The organism is Tenacibaculum finnmarkense, from assembly GCF_900239185.1.
GTDB classification, from domain to species: Bacteria; Bacteroidota; Bacteroidia; order Flavobacteriales; family Flavobacteriaceae; genus Polaribacter; species Polaribacter finnmarkensis.
Genome location: NZ_OENA01000058.1, coordinates 17,500 through 37,496, shown reverse-complemented (window position 1 = coordinate 37,496; position 19,997 = coordinate 17,500). Strand labels below are relative to the sequence as shown.

The 19,997-nt window shown below is 30.6% G+C and carries 11 protein-coding genes and 1 pseudogene (1 of these 12 running past the window's edge); 11 read left to right on the top strand and 1 reads right to left on the bottom strand.

Going from position 1 to position 19,997, the window contains the following annotated elements; all coding sequences use genetic code 11:
• On the bottom strand, nt 1-4,806 hold the 5' portion of the coding sequence (locus tag AQ1689_RS13305) for an HYR-like domain-containing protein (protein WP_101955741.1). The gene continues 3,123 nt to the left of window position 1, outside the view; the window shows 4,806 of its 7,929 coding nt (coding positions 1-4,806); the start codon lies at nt 4,804-4,806; the stop codon falls past the left edge of the window.
• Nucleotides 4,807-5,475: 669 nt separating this feature from the next.
• Here AQ1689_RS13305 and mnmE point away from each other — a divergent pair.
• The 11 genes and pseudogenes from mnmE to AQ1689_RS07915 all read left to right on the top strand — a co-directional run bounded on the left by mnmE (nt 5,476) and on the right by AQ1689_RS07915 (nt 19,996).
• Nucleotides 5,476-6,876 carry a tRNA uridine-5-carboxymethylaminomethyl(34) synthesis GTPase MnmE gene (gene mnmE, locus AQ1689_RS07960; RefSeq protein ID WP_101915432.1) on the top strand — a complete coding sequence of 467 codons (1,401 nt, stop codon included), beginning with the start codon at nt 5,476-5,478 and terminating at the stop codon, nt 6,874-6,876.
• Nucleotides 6,877-6,988: 112 nt separating this feature from the next.
• A pseudogene (locus AQ1689_RS13300) lies at nt 6,989-7,170 on the top strand (DUF4172 domain-containing protein); the annotation flags it as partial.
• Between the two features lie 30 nt (nt 7,171-7,200).
• The gene (locus AQ1689_RS07955; protein WP_232120734.1) at nt 7,201-8,088 is read left to right on the top strand and encodes a Fic family protein; all 888 of its coding nucleotides are present in this window, start codon (nt 7,201-7,203) and stop codon (nt 8,086-8,088) included.
• A gap of 70 nt (nt 8,089-8,158) precedes the next feature.
• Nucleotides 8,159-8,479, top strand: a complete 321-nt coding sequence (locus AQ1689_RS07950; protein WP_101955739.1) for a hypothetical protein — start codon at nt 8,159-8,161, stop codon at nt 8,477-8,479.
• 163 nt (nt 8,480-8,642) lie between these two features.
• Complete coding sequence (gene hsdR / locus AQ1689_RS07945; RefSeq protein WP_101955738.1) at nt 8,643-11,888, top strand: type I restriction-modification system endonuclease; 3,246 nt, start codon at nt 8,643-8,645, stop codon at nt 11,886-11,888.
• A 13-nt stretch (nt 11,889-11,901) separates the two neighbouring features.
• Nucleotides 11,902-13,107, top strand: coding sequence for a PDDEXK-like family protein (locus AQ1689_RS07940; protein ID WP_101955737.1), 1,206 nt, complete (start codon nt 11,902-11,904; stop codon nt 13,105-13,107).
• Between the two features lie 6 nt (nt 13,108-13,113).
• Nucleotides 13,114-14,517 (top strand): class I SAM-dependent DNA methyltransferase, encoded by a 1,404-nt coding sequence (locus tag AQ1689_RS07935; protein WP_101955736.1) that lies wholly within the window; start codon nt 13,114-13,116, stop codon nt 14,515-14,517.
• The gene (locus AQ1689_RS07930; protein ID WP_101955735.1) at nt 14,518-15,858 is read left to right on the top strand and encodes a restriction endonuclease subunit S; all 1,341 of its coding nucleotides are present in this window, start codon (nt 14,518-14,520) and stop codon (nt 15,856-15,858) included.
• A 128-nt stretch (nt 15,859-15,986) separates the two neighbouring features.
• Nucleotides 15,987-18,200, top strand: coding sequence for an McrB family protein (locus AQ1689_RS07925; RefSeq protein WP_101955734.1), 2,214 nt, complete (start codon nt 15,987-15,989; stop codon nt 18,198-18,200).
• Nucleotide 18,201: 1 nt separating this feature from the next.
• Nucleotides 18,202-19,422 carry an McrC family protein gene (locus AQ1689_RS07920; RefSeq protein ID WP_101914525.1) on the top strand — a complete coding sequence of 407 codons (1,221 nt, stop codon included), beginning with the start codon at nt 18,202-18,204 and terminating at the stop codon, nt 19,420-19,422.
• Between the two features lie 283 nt (nt 19,423-19,705).
• Nucleotides 19,706-19,996: a hypothetical protein gene (locus tag AQ1689_RS07915; RefSeq protein WP_101955733.1), complete on the top strand. Its 291-nt coding sequence runs from the start codon at nt 19,706-19,708 to the stop codon at nt 19,994-19,996.
• Nucleotide 19,997: the final 1 nt, after the last annotated feature.

The window sequence follows — 19,997 nt, the reverse complement described above, 5'->3', positions numbered from 1 at the left end:
TTCAACTGTTATTATTTGGTCTTTTTGGGTTGAATTTCCGCAAGAATCTGTCAAATTCCAAGTTCTTGTGATGGTTTTAGTTCCTTCGCAAGTTCCAACTTTTTCAACATCGGTAAATGTTGCTTTTAATCCTGTTGAGCAATTGTCAGCTTCATCAGAAACAACGCCGGTTTTTCTTACAGATACATCAAAAACACAGCTTGCTTCCGTCGAAATTGTGATGTCATCTGGCGCTGTAAAAGTTGGTTTTATAGTGTCTTTTACCGTAATTATTTGGTCTTTTTGGGTTGAATTTCCACAAGAATCTGTTAAATTCCAAGTTCTTGTGATGGTTTTAGTTCCTTCGCAAGTTCCGGCTTTTTCAACATCAGTAAATGTTGCTTTTAATCCTGTTGAGCAATTGTCAGCTTCATCAGAAACAACGCCGGTTTTTCCTACAGATACATCAAAAACACAATTCGCATCCGTCGAAATTGTAATATTATCTGGCGCTGTAAAAGTGGGTTTTATATTATCTTCAATCGTAATTATTTGGTCTTTTTGGGTTGAATTTCCGCAAGAATCTGTCAAATTCCAAGTTCTCGTGATGATTTTAGTTCCTTCGCAAGTTCCAACTTTTTCAACATCGGTAAATGTTGCTTTTAATCCTGTTGAGCAATTATCAGCTTCATCAGAAACTTCGCCGGTTTTTGCTACAGATACATCAAAAACACAGTTTTCATCCGTCGAAATTGTAATATTATCTGGCGCTGTAAAAGTGGGTTTTATATTATCTTCAACTGTAATTATTTGGTCTTTTTGAGTTGAATTTCCGCAAGAATCTGTCAAATTCCAAGTTCTCGTGATTATTTTTTCGCCTTCGCAAGTTCCGGTTTTTTCAACATCAGTAAATGTTGCTTTTAATCCTCTTGAACAATTGTCAGCTTCATCAGAAACTCCGCCGGTTTTCCCTACAGATACATCAAAAACACAATTCGTATCCGTCGAAATTGTGATGTCTTTTGGAGCGGTAAATGTTGGTTTTATTGTGTCTTCAATCGTAATTATTTGATCTTTTTGGGTTGAATTTCCGCAAGAATCTGTCAAATTCCAAGTTCTTGTGATGGTTTTTTCGCCTTCGCAAGTTCCGGCTTTTTCAACATCGGTAAATGTTGCTTTTAATCCTGTTGAGCAATTATCAGCTTCATCAGAAACAACGCCGGTTTTTCCTACAGATACATCAAAAACACAGTTCGCATCTGTCGAAATTGTGATGTCATCTGGCGCTGTAAAAGTTGGTTTTATTGTGTCTTCAACTGTAATTATTTGGTCTTTTTTGGTTGAATTCCCACAAGAATCTGTCAAATTCCAAGTTCTTGTGATGGTTTTAGTTCCTTCGCAAGTTCCAGCTTTTTCAACATCAGTAAAAGTTGCTTTTAATCCTGTTGAACAATTATCAGCTTCATCAGAAACAACGCCGGTTTTTGCTACAGATACATCAAAAACACAGTTCGCATCCGTAGAAATTGTGATGTCTTTTGGAGCGGTAAAAGTGGGTTTTATTGTGTCTTCAACCGTTATTATTTGGTCTTTTTGGGTTGAATTTCCGCAAGAATCTGTCAAATTCCAAGTTCTTGTGATGATTTTATTTCCTTCGCAAGTTCCGATTTTTTCAACATCGGTAAAAGTTGCTTTTAATCCTGTTGAGCAATTGTCAGCTTCATCAGAAACAACGCCGGTTTTTCCTACAGATACATCAAAAACACAGTTCGCATCCGTCGAAATTGTGATGTCTGCGGGAACTGTAAATATTGGTTTGATATTATCTTCAACTGTAATTATTTGATCTTTTTGGGTTGAATTTCCACAAGAATCTGTCAAATTCCAAGTTCTTGTGATGGTTTTAGTTCCTTCGCAAGTTCCTGTTTTTTCAACATCGGTAAATGTTGCTTTTAATCCTGTTGAGCAATTATCAGCTTCATCAGAAACAACGCCGGTTTTTGCTACAGATACATCAAAAGTACAATTCGCATCCGTCGAAATTGTGATGTCTTCGGGAGCGGTAAATGTTGGTTTGATATTATCTTCAACTGTGATTATTTGAACTTTTTCGGTTGAATTTCCGCAAGAATCTGTCAAATTCCAAGTTCTTGTGATGGTTTTTTCGCCTTCGCAAGTTCCGACTTTTTCAACATCGGTAAATGTTGCTTTTAATCCTGTTGAGCAATTGTCAGCTTCATCAGAAACAACGCCGGTTTTTGCTACGGATACATCAAAAACACAGTTCGCATCTGTCGAAATTGTGATGTCTGCGGGAGCGGTAAATGTTGGTTTGATGTTATCTTCAACTGTAATTATTTGGTCTTTTTGGGTTGAATTCCCGCAAGAATCTGTCAAATTCCATGTTCTTGTGATGGTTTTAGTTCCTTCGCAAGTTCCTGCTTTTTCAACATCGGTAAAAGTTGCTTTTAATCCTGTTGAGCAATTGTCAGCTTCATCAGAAACAACGCCGGTTTTTTCTACAGATACATCGAAATCACAGTTCGCATCCGTCGAAATTGTGATGTCATCTGGCGCTGTAAAAGTGGGGTTTATATTATCTTCAACTGTAATTATTTGGTCTTTTTGGGTTGAATTTCCACAAGAATCTGTCAAATTCCAAGTTCTCGTGATTATTTTTTCGCCTTCGCAAGTTCCGGCTTTTTCAACATCGGTAAATGTTGCTTTTAATCCTGTTGAACAATTGTCAGCTTCATCAGAAACAACGCCGGTTTTTCCTACAGATACATCAAAAACACAGTTCGCATCCGTAGAAATTGTAATATTATCTGGCGCTGTAAAAGTGGGTTTGATATTATCTTTTATACTAATAATCGTACTATCTATTTCTGTTTTACCACAAGTATCAACAACAGTAAATGTCCTTAAAACTTTTGTTACACATCCATCATATGAAATAATTTCATCTTTATATGTAATCTTAGCAATATTAGTATCATCTGTAGCTATATAATCTGCATTATTAAATGTGGCTATATTTAATGAAACTGCTGTTAAACTAAATTTATATCTAGCATTTGCTGAATTTATATTATTTTGATCACAGCCCTGAATACTTAATTTATTAGGAACAATAAGTGTTGGTGCATCATTATCAATTGAAATAAGTGTTGTTGAAATTGACTTTTCACAACCAAGAATATCAGTAACCGTAACAGTATATAAACCTGTACTAATATTATTAAGATCTTGAGTTGTGGCTCCATTACTCCATAAATAGGTATAACTACCCGATCCTCCGGTTACAGATAAATCAATACCTCCATCAGTTCCTCCACAGCTTAAATCACTTTTTAATACTGATAATGACAATTCATTAGGTAATATTATTGATTTTTCTAAATTAGTTGTTGATAGGCTACAATTTGAACTATAAACTAATTCTGCCTTAAAATTTCCTGTGAATTTATCGCTGCCTGTATAGGTAAATTTCCCTGTTTTATTAGCGGATGTTCCTACCAAATTACCTTTTAAAAAGAATTTCCATAAATAGGTTTCTGTAACTCCACTACAAACAATAGGATTCGAATTAGATCCGTAATTTATTGTTTTTGAACAGCCTTGTTGTCTATTTAATTGAATATCGGTTACTGGGCAAGGGATGCAAACAGGAGTGTTGTCAAATTTTTTGTTGGTTTGATTACATGTAGCGTTTTTATATCTTATAGTTGAAGTTCCTAACGATAGATTATCGCCACAAAAATTATCAGCAGCAATAATAGAATATTTCAAAGTAAGAGTTTCATCTAATATTTTATCTACCTCCCAGTTTATAGTGTTATTTACAATTAAACCAGTTCCTTTATTAGCGTTAATAGTACTGCCCGATTGTAAACTTGATGAAACTATTTGAAATTCATTCGGTATTTGATCAACTACCAATGGTTGATTATCTAAAGCTGTTGCCGCAGGTATTAATTCTCCTAAAATAGTACTGTACATGTTTGTTAAATCAGCAGCATTGTCTGTATAATACGCACCACTGTTTTGAATATTATCTAAGGTATATTTTGCGTTATCCTTTTCTATTCCTTCTATTAATTGCCCAGTAAACCCTACGGTAAATATTGATTGATTATAAGAAGTACCGTTAACATTAATATTTCCAATTGCTGTTGCTGCGGAAAAAGCACGCTGCTGACACATTGAATTAATTTCTGTCGTTTTACACTCACCACTTACTGGCAAAGGAGAACCGTTATGCCAATTAGGAAGACCATCTGTAAAAAACACAATACTTCTTGTTCGTAAACAGCCAGGGCTTGAATTGGTAAACACTTCTCCCGCTTTTAACAAGCCTCCTTCCATATTAGTACCAGCGTCTGGCGATAATTGATCTATAGCATTATTTAAAGCGGTTTTATCTGTTGTTAAATCAGCTAAAATAACCGCATTGTAACTATAACTAACAATGGCTATTTTGTTTTTACCTGTCGGATTATTCGCTGAAGAAAGCAACTTACTTACAAAATCTTTTGCTGCTTCTTTTACAAATTTTATAACTGGTTCTTGATTTCCTGTACCAGTTCCATCATCAACATAGTTTCCCATACTTCCGGAAACATCTATTAATAATACAACTTCTTTAGCTGCTACAGGTGGATTACCTGTTACTGTTAATGTAACATCAAATTGTTTACAGTTTATTGGGCTGCTTACTATTTGTTTATTTATAACTATTTGTTCTTGGGCTATAATTAATTGACCTGATACTAATAAAAAAGCAAAAAAAACACTTTTTAATACTGATTTTAACCTTGTTTTCATAATAAAAATACCTTTACAGTAATGTCTTACTTATCTTAAATTTATAACAGATGTTCTTAATAAAACTGAGGTAAATAGCAGAAATATCATACTATTTTTCACTAACCTAACAGCTTTTCTATTAAATTTAGATGACAAACAAGAAGTTCGAATATTTTGGTTATTCGAATTGAAATCTGTTTGAAAAGTATTTTTAGCAGGTACTAAATGATGGTTAAACTTTAAATGTGAAATAATAGATTTTATTTTTCTATTTTTTTTAACAATTAAGTTGATTTCGTGTTTATCTAACTTGATAAAGTTAGAATATTTTGTAGTAGCAAATAATGTTGTGCTTGTACACAAACATAAAAAAGTAATCGTATTTTCCATAATTTTTATTTATCATAATTTAAAACCTTGTAATAAAATTACAAAGCATAGGGGGATATACAAAAAGGGATGGAGGGGGATTTATTTTATGTTATAAAATAACGTTTAAATAAATGGGGGTAATTTGTTTTTAATTTAAAACTTAAAACTACACATTAAATATACTTAAATTCAGATGCTTAGCTTTTTTATAAGACAAATGTAACTTGTTTTTTCAACTAAAAAAAATATTTTTTTTTAAAAAAATTACTATTAAATAATTTCTATTTTTTAATCGGTTATAAGTAATTTTGCCACATGATACAAAATGATACTATTATTGCCATGGCAACTCCATCGGGTGTTGGAGCTATTGCCGTAATTAGGCTTTCGGGTGAAAAAGCTATTGACATTGTAAATACTTTTTTCAAGTCAATAAAAAGCAACAAATCGCTGCTAACTCAAAAAACACACACCTTACATTTAGGGCATATTTTTGATAAAAATACCAATACTATTTTAGATGAAGTTTTAGTATCAATATTTAAAAACCCAACCTCTTATACCGGTGAAAATATTGTCGAAATTTCATGCCACGGTTCGGTATTTATTCAGCAAGAAATTATCCAATTATTTTTAAAAAATGGTTGTAGAATGGCTGATAATGGTGAATTTACCATGCGTGCTTTTTTAAACGGAAAAATGGATTTAAGCCAAGCCGAAGCTGTTGCCGATGTAATTGCTTCTAATTCGGCAGCAAGTCATCAAATGGCTATTCAGCAAATGCGTGGCGGAATTACCAATGAATTAAAAGATTTACGCATACAATTATTAGATTTTGCGGCATTAATTGAGCTTGAATTAGATTTTTCTGGTGAAGATGTAGAATTTGCCGACCGCACAAAATTTAAACAATTAGTAGCCAAAATCACCTTTGTGTTAAAGCGATTAATCGATTCTTTTGCCTTTGGAAATGCCATGAAAAATGGAATTCCTGTGGCAATTATCGGCGAGCCTAATGTTGGAAAATCAACTTTATTAAACACGCTTTTAAACGAAGAAAAAGCCATTGTTTCAGATATAGCAGGTACTACTCGTGATGCTATTGAAGATGATTTAATTATTGATGGTGTTGCTTTTCGATTTATTGATACCGCAGGTATTCGAGAAACTAAAGATATTATTGAAAATATCGGAATTAAAAAAGCCTACGAAAAAGCAGAAAATGCACAGTTAATTATCTTTTTAATTGATGCGAATAAATTTGCAGTTTCTAGCGATGAATTTTTACAAGAAATTGAAACTATAAAAGAGCGTTTCCCTACTAAAAGATTGCTTGTAATTGCTAATAAAATAGATAGGTTATCGTGTCATGATACGGCTATTTTAAAATCAGAAATTGATCCTTTAATTTTAGTATCAGCAAAACAAAAAACAGGTATTATTGAGCTAAAAGCCGAATTGACATCTTTAGTAAATACAGGTGCTTTAAGTAATAATGAAACAATTGTTACAAATTCTCGTCATTTTGAAGCTTTAAACAACGCTTTAACTGCTATTACTTCTGTACAACAAGGAATTGATTTAGAAATTTCTACGGATTTATTTTCTATTGATATTCGTGAATGTTTACGTCATCTTGGAAATATTACAGGCGAATATGATGTTGATAAAGATATTTTAGGGCATATTTTCGGTAATTTCTGTATCGGAAAGTAAGTGTACAAAACAAAATATTAAAACCTTATCTTAGGTATTAAATAATTTTCAATGAGCCGATTATATTTTTTAATCGGCTCATTTTTTGGTTGTATTTGAGCCGATTAATTAAATTATTCGGCTCATAAAATATAATTGGCAACAAAAAGATTGGAAAAATTTCTCTTATAATATTGATGAATTAGAAGATTATCTTTATAAATTCATCGAAAAAACAGGCAAAATAAAAGGTATAACCAAAGGATTGTCAAAAATATCTCATACTCAAACTACACTATTAAAACTTCCGAAATAGAAGGAGAATTTTTAAGTAGAACAGATGTAATGTCTTCCGTTAGAAATAATCTTGATATAAATACTTCACATGAAAACGTAAAAGATATTAAAGCTAAAGGTATTGGTGAATTAGTTACAAATGTTCAAAATAATTTTAAAGAAGAACTTACAAAAGAAACCATCTTTAAATGGCATCAGCAATTATTACAAGACGAAAACCTAATTGAAGTTGGAAAATGGAGAACACACCAAGAACCTATGCAAGTAATTTCAGGAGCTATGGGCAGAACAAAAATACATTTTGAAGCACCTGCTTCTGCAAATGTAAATGACGAAATGAATCATTTTATAAACTGGTTTAATACGACTTCTCCAAAAGGTGAAAAACCTATAAAAAATGCCGCTATTAGAGCCGCTATTGCTCATCTGTATTTTGAAAGTATTCATCCTTTTGAAGATGGTAATGGACGAATCGGAAGAGCTATCGCCGAAAAATCGCTTTTACAAACCTTAGACAGCCCTTTATTAATTAGTCTTTCTACAAGTATTGAAAAAGAAAAAAAAGAATACTATAAAGCGTTAGAAAAAGGACAACGAAGTAATGAAATAACACCTTGGTTACATTATTTTATCAATTTAATTTTGAATGCTTTAGATACTTCCGAAGCAATTATAGAATTTACGCTAAAAAAGACAACTATTTTTACAACTTATCAATCAAAATTAAATGAAAGACAATTAAAAGCAATACGCAGAATGCTCGATGAAGGTTTTAATGGTTTTCAAGGAGGTATGACAGCAAGAAAATATATTGGAATTACCAAAACATCTAAAGCTACTGCTACAAGAGATTTACAAAATCTTTTAGAATTAGGCGTTTTTAAACCATTAGGAAAAGGACGAAATACCTCTTATGAAATAAATTTTGACGTTTAAAAATCTGTTTCAATTTTATTCAAGAATAGTTTTATAACGGCAAATCAGCACGGCATTATGAAAAGATAAAATGGATTTAAATTACACAGAAATAGTTTTAAACGGTTATTTAAATCCTGATAGCAGAGGTTATTTAGATAACTATTTTTTTAGGCAATTTAAAAAAGCTCAAAAAGATTTTTATGAAGCTGATGAATTTTTTAGCGGCTGTTTTAGAGTTACTCGTTTTTTTGAAGCAGAAATGAATAAAAGAATAATTGAACGAATTACTGAACTTTACCTAATTATTGATTGGCATAAAAGAGGTATGCGTGGCGCATCTTGCATAAGATTTACAGATATAAAAAAATATGTTATTAAGTTATGTTTTAACTACCCCCTTATGCTATAAACATATATTTATAGTTTTATATAATTATGTAAATCTATATGAGTTTGTTTTATTACTTTAGACATTAAAAAAATTGTAAAAAGAAATGTTTAAATACATTTCTAAATTTTATGTTGGCTCATAATTAATAATTATATGTGAACATAAAACAAAATAGCTATAAATGAAAACAAACTTTATCTTTTTAAAAGACAACTATATTGAGTTATTTCAATTAATTGTTTTAGCAGAACGTAATTGCTATATTGACCCAAGTACAACACTTTCTAAACTTAGAATTCTTACTGAAAAACTAGCTAGTATTTTAATTGACTTTGAACAACTAGACGAACCTTTCGATAAAAAGCAAGTAAGTAAATTAAATGTCTTAGCAAATAATTCAGATACACCATCTGAAATAATTTCCATTTTTCATACTATTAGAAAATCAGGAAATAAAGCCTCTCATTCTGGAGAAGGCACACAAGCTGAAGCTCGTTATATGCTTAGACAGACTTTTTATTTAACCAAATGGTTTATTGAAGTATATGAAGATGAAGAAATTTGTAGTGATTATGAAATACCTCAAGAATCTTGGTTTATTATCGAAAACTCTAGGTCAATCGAATTAGAACAGCAATTAGCACAACTAAAAGATGAAGTTGATAGTTATAAACTAAAAATAATAGCACAAACTCAAATTTCTGAAGAGGCAAAAAAACAACGTAAAGAACGTGCTTTTTCTAAAGCTAAAAAAACAACAGAAACAGAAGCTGAAACCAGAGAACGTATAGACAAACAATTACGAGATGTTGGCTGGGAATGTGATACACAAACATTAAACTACAAAACCTGTAAAACACTACCTCAAAAAGGGCGACAGATAGCAATTTCTGAATGGAAATGCGGTACTAAATGGGCCGATTACGCCTTATTTAATGGCTTAGAACTTATTGGTATTGTAGAGGCTAAAAAGCATATTAAAAATGTAATGAGCGATTTAGGGCAAGCTGAAAAATACAGTCAGCTTGTTACTAATAATAACAATACTACATTTGTTAAACATGCCAATAGTTCTAATTATAAAGTTCCCTTTATATTTGCTACCAACGGAAGACCTTATTTAGCACAATTTAAAACTGCTTCTGGTATTTGGTTTTGGGATGCTCGTAATCAAAAAAATAGGGCAAAACCATTGCCTAATTGGTTTTCACCAAGGGATTTAATCGATAAGTTAAACTACGATGAAAATAAAGGTGTAGAGAACCTACAAAAAACAGGCTATGATTTATTATCAGATCCTAATGGCTTAGGGTTAAGAACTTATCAAATTGAAGCCATTAAAGCTGTAGAACATAAAATATTGACCAATACAGACGATAAACGCGCTTTACTAGCCATGGCAACTGGTACAGGTAAAACACGTACGATGATTGGTATGTGCTATCGTTTAATTAAATCTAAACGATTTAGGCGTATTTTATTTTTAGTAGATAGGCGCATGTTGGGTAAACAAGCATCCGATTCCTTTAAAGAAGTTCACATAGAAGGGTTGCAAACTTTTGCGCAAATATATGACTTACAAGACTTAGAAGATAAAGCTTCTGAGCTAGATACTAAAATACATTTTGCTACCGTACAAGGAATGGTACAGCGTATTGCTTATTCTGATAATCCTCCTAGTGTAGGAGATTACGACTGTATTGTGGTAGATGAAGCACACAGAGGTTATACACTAGATAAAGAAATGGACGAAGAGGAATTTATACTTCGTAATCAGCAAGATTTTCAAAGCAAATACCGAATGGTATTAGATTATTTTGATGCCTATCGCATTGGTTTAACTGCCACTCCTGCCCTACACACTAAAGATATTTTTGGCGATCCTGTGTTTATGTATTCCTACAGAAAAGCAGTTGTTGAAGGTTATTTAATCGATTTTGAACCTCCTTACGTTTTTCAAACTAGCTTATCTAAAGATGGTATTGTTTGGGAAAAAGGCGATGAAGTAAAAATATACGATCCTGAAGAAAATCAAATTAAAGATATAGGTATTACCGAAGATGAAATAAAAGTAGAAATAACAGGCTTTAACCGTAAAGTTATTACCGAAAGTTTTAACCGTGTTATTTTAAATGAATTAATATCTACTTATGGAATTTTACCTGAAAACAAAGATAAAACCTTAATTTTTGCTGCTACAAATGCACATGCCGATACAATTGTAAGATTATTATATGAAGAATATGAAGCCTTAGGCGAAGATGCTGATAAAGATGCTATCGTTAAAATTACAGGTGAAGTTTATAATAGAGAAGATTTATTACGTAAATTTAAAAACGATCAATACCCGAGTATTGTAGTTACGGTCGATTTATTAACTACAGGAATAGATGTACCGAGTATTTCTAATTTAGTTTTTTTACGTCGTGTAAACTCTCGTATTTTATACGATCAAATGGTAGGACGTGCCACCAGACGTTGTGATGATATAGGTAAAGAAGTATTTAAAATTTACGATTGTGTTGGCGTTTCTGAAATTATGGCAAAAGAACAGGTTATGAAACCTGTTGCTCCTTTGGTTACTAAAACCTTTACTCATTTAGTAGAAGAATTAGCTATTATTGAAGATGAGTATTCTAAAGAAGCAAAATTAGATCGTATTATCGCTAAAATACAACGTAAAATTTCTGGCTTTAACGAGCAACAAACAGCGCAATTCGAAATACTTTCTGGCGAACCAACGGCAAGAGATTTTGCTCAAAAATTAAAGGCTTTTGATATTGAAAACATAAATGAATCCGTTGAAAATTATACTCATTTATGGGAGTTTTTAGATCGTGAAAAAGGAAAAGCATTTAATTACGCTACCTTATTTAGCGATCACCAAGATACATTAGAAGAGGTTTCTCGTGCCTACGAAAAAAACTTAAAGCCTAAAGATTATTTAGAATCGTTTACCGAATTTATAAATAACAACAAAAACACCATTACTGCTTTAAATATTGTATGCACCAAACCAAGTACGCTAACTAGAAAGGAATTAAAAGAGCTTCGTTTAATTTTAGATACCGAAGGTTTTAATAAAAACAACCTCAACACCGCTTATAAAGAAGTTACTAATACCGAAATTGTTGCCGATATTATTTCACACATCAGAACCTCTGCTTTAGGTGAAAATTTGGTAAGCCATCAAGAGCGTATTACCAATGCTGTTACAAAACTAAAAACAGCACACAATTGGAATCAAATTCAATTAAAATGGCTCGATAAAATAGAGGCGCAACTTCAAAAAGAATCTATTATTACTTTAGATGATTTAAACAAACCTCCTTTTAGTATTGACGGTGGATTAAAACGTTTAGATAAAGTTTTTAAAAATGAAACTGCACAAATTATTAATGAGTTAAATGATTATTTATATGCTTAAAAATTAAAATTCCATGAAAAATTTATTGAAAAAAATTGCTGAAATTTCAACTAAATATGAGCAATTAAATAAAATATCAGGCAACGATTTTAATGTGTTCGATGTTATAAATGTAACTACTAATGAGGTGCGTTTACATTCTAAGTTTATTGCCGAATTGCTAAATCCGAAGGGAACACATGGGCAGGATGATGTCTTTTTAAAACTTTTTGCTACACAATTTGATGTAAAAATAAACACCGCATCGGCAATAGTAACTGTTGAAAAATATATTGGTGTAAAAACGGAAACCACAGGCGGATATTTAGATATTTTTATTTCTGATAATAAAGGAAATGCTATAACTATTGAAAATAAAATTTATGCAGCAGATCAAGAAAATCAATTAGTTAGATATTATAATCACAATCCTAATAATCTTTTTTATCTTAATTTATTTGGTGATGATCCTTCTGAAAATAGTTGCGGTAAATTAAAAATAGGCGACGATTTTAAAATAATTTCATATCAATCAGATATTATAGAATGGCTTACAAACTGTAGAAAAGAAGCCGTAGAACTTCCTTTACTAAGAGAAGGAATTACTCATTATATCAATTTAATAAAAATATTAACAGGGCAATCAGGAACTACCAAAATGAATACAGAAATTAGCCATTACATAGCATCATCCGCAGATAATTTAAAACAAGCTTTTTTAATTGAACAGAATATGACTAGTGCAAAAGTTGAAATTCAATGGTTGTTTTGGCAAAGTTTAAAAGAAAAGATGATTGCTAATGGTTTAAGCCTTGTTGAAGAAAAAAATGTAACCTGGCAAAATGTACATAATTACTATACTAAAAGTAGAAACAAAGATATTTATTTTGGTTTATGGGTTAAAATATTTGAAAAAGAAAATATCAGTATTCATTTTGGTATTGAAATAGAAGACGAAATTTACTTTGGCTTTACCATAGAAGAAAATGCAAAAGGCGGAATTGCTAATCTTGATAAATTCAGCAACTATAAAAATATGGTTTTAGATATAAACCCTAATTATATAAATTCAACATATTGGTTAGGATGGCGACACACTCAAGAAAAACTAAACTTTAGAGCCTTTAATTCAGATGCTATATTTAATTTAGCAGACCCAAAAAAATTAGACGAATTAACAAGTAAAGTAGCTGAAAATATTTTAAAAGATATTAATGCTTTAGAAAACAAATTACATTAAATATAAATGGCATTATCAACACAAGAAATAGTAAATAAACTCTGGAATCTTTGTAACGTATTACGTGATGAAGGAATTACTTATCACCAATATTTAAACGAGCTTACCTTTATTCTGTTTTTAAAAATGGCAGAAGAAACCGAATATAACGATAAATTACCCGAAGGCTACCGATGGGAAGATTTAATACAAAAAGAAGGGATTGAGCTTACCAATTTTTACCGTAAATTATTATTGCATTTAGGTACTGAAAGTACAGGGAAAATTCAGAAAATATACAATAACGCACAAACAAGTATCAACGAACCTGCTAGCTTACGTAAAATCATCAAAAATATTGATGAACTAGATTGGTTTGAAGCCAAAGAAGAAGGTTTGGGTGAAATGTACGAAGGATTACTAGAAAAAAATGCTTCTGAAAAAAAATCTGGTGCAGGGCAATACTTCACCCCTCGCCCACTTATTAACGTTATGGTACGTTTAATGAATCCGAAAGTTGGCGAACGTTTAAACGATCCTGCATGCGGAACCTACGGTTTTATGATTGCCGCACATCATCATATATTAAAAAATAATGATATTTATACACTTGATGATGCTCAAAATAAACACTTACAAACCGAGCAATATAGTGGATGTGAATTAGTTGGTGACACACATCGTTTAGCCATGATGAATGCCTTTTTACACGGAATGGGCGGAAATATTGATTTAAACGATAGTTTAAGTAGCTATGGCGAAAGCATTAAAAATATCGATTTGGTATTGGCAAATCCACCTTTTGGAACTAAAAAAGGAGGCGACCGACCTACTAGAGGCGATTTAGTGTATCCTACAAGTAACAAGCAATTAAACTTTTTACAAGGTATTTACCGCAGTTTACATACCCGAGGTGGCGCGCGTGCTGCCGTAGTGTTACCCGATAATGTGCTTTTTGAAGATGGCGACGGGCAACGTGTACGCCAAGATTTAATGGATAAATGTAATTTACATACTATTTTACGTTTGCCTACAGGTATTTTTTATGCCGCTGGTGTAAAAACCAATGTTTTATTTTTTGATAAAGGAACAACAGAGAAAAAAAATACGCAAAATGTGTGGTTTTACGACATGCGTACCAACATGCCAAACTTTGGGAAACGTACACCTTTTACTGAAAATCATTTTGTAGATTTTGAAAAGGCTTACAATGCTGATGATAGAACCAAAATAAAAGACGACCGTTTTAGCTGTATTACTAGAGATGAAATTACCAATAAGAATGATTCTTTAGACCTTGGTTTAATTGCTGATGATAGCATTACAAAAGCCGAAGATATTGGCGAACCTATTGAAATAGCACAAGAAGCTTTAGCTGAATTAAAAGAAATTACAAAAGCTTTAAACAGCATAATTAAAGCACTTAATTAAATGGAAAGTAAGTTACCAAAAAATTGGGTTGAAACGGAGTTAGGTGTAATCAGTCAAGTTATAACAGGAAATACACCCTCTAAGAAGCATTCAGAATATTATAATGGAGATATTCCTTGGATAAAGCCAGGAGACATTAGAACAGGAATTGAGTTATTTAATTCAGTTGAAACATTAACAGAAGAAGGCGCTAAAAATGCAAGATTATTGTCAAAAGGAGCTGTTATGGTTACTTGTATTGGTAATTTAGGAAATGTTGCTATTGCAGGAACTCAAATGGCTACTAATCAACAAATAAATAGTGTTATTTTTAATAAATACATTGATGATAAATATGGATATTATGCTTGTAATTTATTAAAGCCTTGGTTAATTGAAAACTCTACATCTACAACTATTTCAATGGTTAATAAAAGTGTTTTTTCAAAAGCACCTTTCCCACTTCCACCACTAGCAGAACAACAACGCATAGTTGCCAAACTAGATACTTTATTTGGTTCTTTAGATGCTTTAAAAATCCGTTTAAATAACATACCGCAACTAATTAAAAATTTTAAACAAGCCGTCTTAACACAAGCCGTAACTGGTAAACTTACCCAAGAGTGGAGAGTTGGTAAGGAATTGGAAGAATGGGAAGAAATAAACCTACAAGATATTACAATTAAAATAGGAAGTGGCTCAACACCAAGAGGTGGCTCTGAAAGTTATAAAGAAGAGGGAATTCCTTTGGTACGCTCAATGAATATTCATTTTAATGGGATTAAATTAAAAGGATTAGCCTTTATTGATGAAGTTCAAGCTGAACGATTAAAGAATGTTATAATACAAGAAAATGATATTTTATTAAATATTACAGGAGCTTCAATTGGTCGAGTTTGCTTGGCTGAAAAAAATATTTTTGGTGGAAGAGTTAATCAACATGTTACAATTATTAGATTAAATGAAGATAATTCATCCGAATACGTAAATATGTATCTAGCTTCTTCATTAATTCAAAATTATATTTTTAAAGAAAATTACGGAGTTACAAGACAAGCTTTAACAAAAACTCAAACTCAAAATTTAAAAATTAACCTTCCTCCAAAAGAAGAACAAACAGAAATCGTAAAACGAGTAGAAAATTTATTTAGTAAGGCAGACAAAATAGAAAGTCAGTATAAAATTTTAAAAGAAAAAATAGACCGTTTACCACAAGCCATATTAGCCAAAGCTTTTAAAGGCGAGTTAGTAGCGCAATTACCTACCGATGGCGATGCTAAAGATTTATTAGAAGAAATAAAAAAATTGAAAGAAAGTTTGGTTGTAAAACCTAAAAAGAAAGTCGTTAGAAATAAAAAATAATTAAACATTTACACGTAGAGACGCGATTTATCGCGTCTCTACGATTATAAAAAATTGGATGCTGAAATTCTTTGAAAACGAAATAAAATTTTAATAAATTGCTGTAAAAATGGGAATTTCAACAAAATATGAAAGAGAAAATAAAAAAGCTATTAGAAGAATATAAAAATTTCATTTCTAAAAACAACAATGTAAATGAAGTTTATAAATGGGATGCTGTTATCCATTTTCAAGAAAACTGGAACATTGAAGATCCTGATTTTTATTCGATGTTTAAAAAATCGCTTGCAAAAAAAAAGAATTTAATATATAAAAATTCATATGATTTTCTTGATAAATTAGGAAAAAATTATCCTCAGAAATTAAAAAAATTACTTAGTGTAATCTTTAATGATAAAACAAATTTTGATACTATTTATAAAGAATCAAGACTTCTTGCAGATGAATTTCTTATCGATTTAAAAACCAAATTAGATAGCGATAATTTATCTCATCAATTAGATGAAAGAACAATTTCTTTTTTATTGGTATTAAATAATCCTGAAAAATATTTTTTATATAAATCAAAATTATATGATAATTTATGTAGTTATTTAGGAATAAAAACAGTAAAAACTACAGGTAAAAAATACAACCATTTTACAGAAATTGGTTCGGGATTTTTAAAAATAATGCAAAAATATAAAGAGCTAATTGAATTGTGTGAAAAATATATTCCTAATGAATTTAATTTTAATTCAGAAAAGCTACTATTTCAAGATTGTATTTACAATATGCTTATTTTATCATCAAAAGAAGAAAATAGTACTTTTAATAATGAAATAGCTACAAACTTAAAAAATAATGCTATGATTTCACAGAGTAAGAATCAAATACTTTACGGACCTCCAGGAACAGGAAAAACCTATGTTACTAAAAAATTAGCTGTTGAACTTATCGATAAAAAAAAATATTCAGATACAGAAGAAGACCGAAAAATAATTATAGATAGATATAATGAACTTCATAAAAAAGAACAAATTGTATTTACTACTTTTCATCAATCTATGAGTTACGAAGATTTTGTAGAAGGTATAAAACCCAAAACAGAAGATAAACAAGTAACCTATGAAGTTGAAGACGGAATATTTAAAAAATTAGTAACAGAAGCCTGCTACAGTATTGCACAAGAAACTAAAAAAGAAAGCCTTTGTAAAACATTAGATTTCTTTGGATTATATGATTCTTATTTAAATACTATTTCTGAAAGATTAGAACAAGAAGATACCGTAGAACTCTCTACAAAATCAGGAGGAAAAGTATATATTACAGAGGTATCTCAACAAGGAAATTTTTTAGTAACCCATAAAAATGGAACTCGTAGTTATACTGTTTCTAAAGAGCGTTTATCAAAATTAAATAAAGGAATCCCTAATCTTACGCTAATTTCTAACATTCATGATACCTTTAGAAAAATCATTGGAGGTAGTAACGCTTCTGTATATTGGGCGGTTTTAAACGAATTACATAAACAAAACAAAGAACAAGGTAAAAAATATAAAAATATATCTGAAGAAAATATTATTTCTTATCAAGATAAGTTAGAAATTGTAAATTCATTATCTAATAATGATTATAGCATCGGAACAAAAAAACCCTATGTTTTAATTATTGATGAAATAAACCGTGGAAATGTATCTGCTATTTTTGGAGAGTTAATAACCTTACTAGAGCCAGATAAACGTTTAGGACAAAACGAAGCAATTACGGTAAAACTGCCCTACTCTAAAAAAGAATTTGGAGTGCCATCAAACCTTCATATTATAGGAACTATGAATACTGCCGATCGTTCTGTAGAATCTTTAGACACCGCATTACGCAGACGTTTCGAATTTAAAGAAATACTACCAAAGCCTAGTTTACTAAAAGAAATTTTATTTGATGGTTTTAATTTAAAAGATATTCTAGAAACTATTAATAATCGTATTGAATTATTATTAGATAGAGATCATACTATAGGTCACTCTTACTTTATTACTATTGAAAGTGGCAATACGACAAAACTAGCTACTGTTTTTAACAATAATGTAATTCCGTTATTACAAGAATATTTTTATGGCGATTATGGTAAAATAGGCTTAGTTTTAGGAAAAGGTTTTATCAGAAAAAAGGAAAATAATAAAATTAATTTTGCCGATTTTAAATATGAAAATTCAAATGATTTTAAAACACCATCTTTTGAATTAGAAAAAATTGATACCAATAATATTATTGATGCCATTCATAAAACATTAGGTATTAAAACAGCTATTAAACCTACTGAAGTACAACAACCTGTATTAGAAACAGCAGAAGCTCTATAATATGATCGTATATGAACACCAACGCTTATATGTTGGAGAGCAAGGTTTTAATCAACAGCATTTAGATGCGTTATTAAAATTAAACGAATACCATAATTGGAAATACTTTCAAGCTATTTCCAAAGGTATTCAGTTTAATCAGTATGTAGGCATCATTCAAATAGATGGATTATCAATAGAAATTCATCCGAAAGCGGATAAAAATGATGATGCTGGTAAATGGCAAGGAGTTTTATTACATATGCTAGAAGCCTGCGGAAAACTAAAAGCGGAATCAGCAGGAACAGCAAATGTAAAACGTACAAACTTAAATTTACTAGAAGTTTATTTTGATTTATTTTTATCAGAAATAGAAACGCTATTACGTAAAGGTTTTATCAAACAATACCGTAAAGAAACTAGTAATACAAAGGCTTTAAAAGGTAAATTAGAATTTGCAGGTAATATTCAAAAAAACTTGGTACATAAAGAACGGTTTTATACTACACATCAAGTATATGACACCAATCATTTATTACATCAAGTTTTATATAATGCCTTAGAAATTGTAGGTCAATTTACCAAAGGAACGCAATTGTACGAACGCTGTAAACGCTTAGCACTTAACTTTGAAAAAATCAGTAAAAAAAACATCACAAAACAACAAGTAAATTCTATACAGTTAAATAGAAAATCAGCAAGTTATAGTTATGGTTTAGAACTCGCTCGGTTAATTATTTTAAACTACTCGCCTAATATTTCTGATGGTAAAGAAAAAATGGTTTCGTTATTATTTGATATGAATGTGTTATGGGAAACTTATATACTAAAACAACTTCAAAAATATTGTGAAGGCAAAAATATTGAGGTTTTTGGGCAGGAATCTAAATCTTTTTGGGGAAGCAATAGTTTAAAACCTGATATTATTTTAAAAAAAGACGGAAAAACTTATATTATTGATACTAAATGGAAATGTCCTAATAACTCTGCTTCTGTTTCCGATTTACGACAAATGTATAGTTATTGTCGTTTTTGGAATGCCCAAAAAGCCCTATTATTGTATCCTGGAGAAAATAAAAACAATAATTTTGAATCTTTTGAAACTGATGATTATTCAATTTATGAGAATGAAACCCATGAAATAAACCATCAATGTAAAATGGGATTTGTTTCCGTTTTAGATGAAAATGGCTATTTAAATGATAATATAGGAATTGAAGTTTTAAAGATTATGGGGATTTAGAAAACAGTATAAATAAATATTCATACTAAATTTATTTTAGCTTCGGACAAAGCTAATAACTAAGGCAAATGATCAATCATTTGCCTTAGTCTTTTTACGCTATAAAATTTAAATAAACACTAAATTCTTATCAAGACCCACTACCTATATTAAATAATATATTATTAAATTAAGTAATATATTACCGACACAATAAAAAACAAAAACATAAAGCGCTTATTTTAAAATAATTAAAGCCTGGCACAAATTCTGAATTTAACTTATCAAATTAAAAAAATAAATTATGAATTTGATATCTAACTTCAAGCAAAGTTTACATTTTAAACAACGAATTTCACAACGACAAATAGATCCTTTTTTGGTTTCTATGTGTCTTATTAAAGGATCTATTAAAACTATGAAAAGAAACAAAATAGAATTTACCTTATCTAAAGAAAATATTAATCAGGCAATTGAACAAGGCTATATATTAGCTAAAGACTGCTTTGGCTTAACAAGCTTGACTGTAGTAGCACGAGAAAACACATTAATAACCGCTTTTGTTAGATTTGGAGACACTGGAGTAAACTACTAAT

Coding starts and splice junctions, on each gene's coding strand:
- mnmE (WP_101915432.1), top strand. CDS start 5,476: ATGATACAAAATGATACTATTATTGCCATGGCAACTCCATCGGGTGTT.
- AQ1689_RS07955 (WP_232120734.1), top strand. CDS start 7,201: ATGTCTTCCGTTAGAAATAATCTTGATATAAATACTTCACATGAAAAC.
- AQ1689_RS07950 (WP_101955739.1), top strand. CDS start 8,159: ATGGATTTAAATTACACAGAAATAGTTTTAAACGGTTATTTAAATCCT.
- hsdR (WP_101955738.1), top strand. CDS start 8,643: ATGAAAACAAACTTTATCTTTTTAAAAGACAACTATATTGAGTTATTT.
- AQ1689_RS07940 (WP_101955737.1), top strand. CDS start 11,902: ATGAAAAATTTATTGAAAAAAATTGCTGAAATTTCAACTAAATATGAG.
- AQ1689_RS07935 (WP_101955736.1), top strand. CDS start 13,114: ATGGCATTATCAACACAAGAAATAGTAAATAAACTCTGGAATCTTTGT.
- AQ1689_RS07930 (WP_101955735.1), top strand. CDS start 14,518: ATGGAAAGTAAGTTACCAAAAAATTGGGTTGAAACGGAGTTAGGTGTA.
- AQ1689_RS07925 (WP_101955734.1), top strand. CDS start 15,987: ATGAAAGAGAAAATAAAAAAGCTATTAGAAGAATATAAAAATTTCATT.
- AQ1689_RS07920 (WP_101914525.1), top strand. CDS start 18,202: ATGATCGTATATGAACACCAACGCTTATATGTTGGAGAGCAAGGTTTT.
- AQ1689_RS07915 (WP_101955733.1), top strand. CDS start 19,706: ATGAATTTGATATCTAACTTCAAGCAAAGTTTACATTTTAAACAACGA.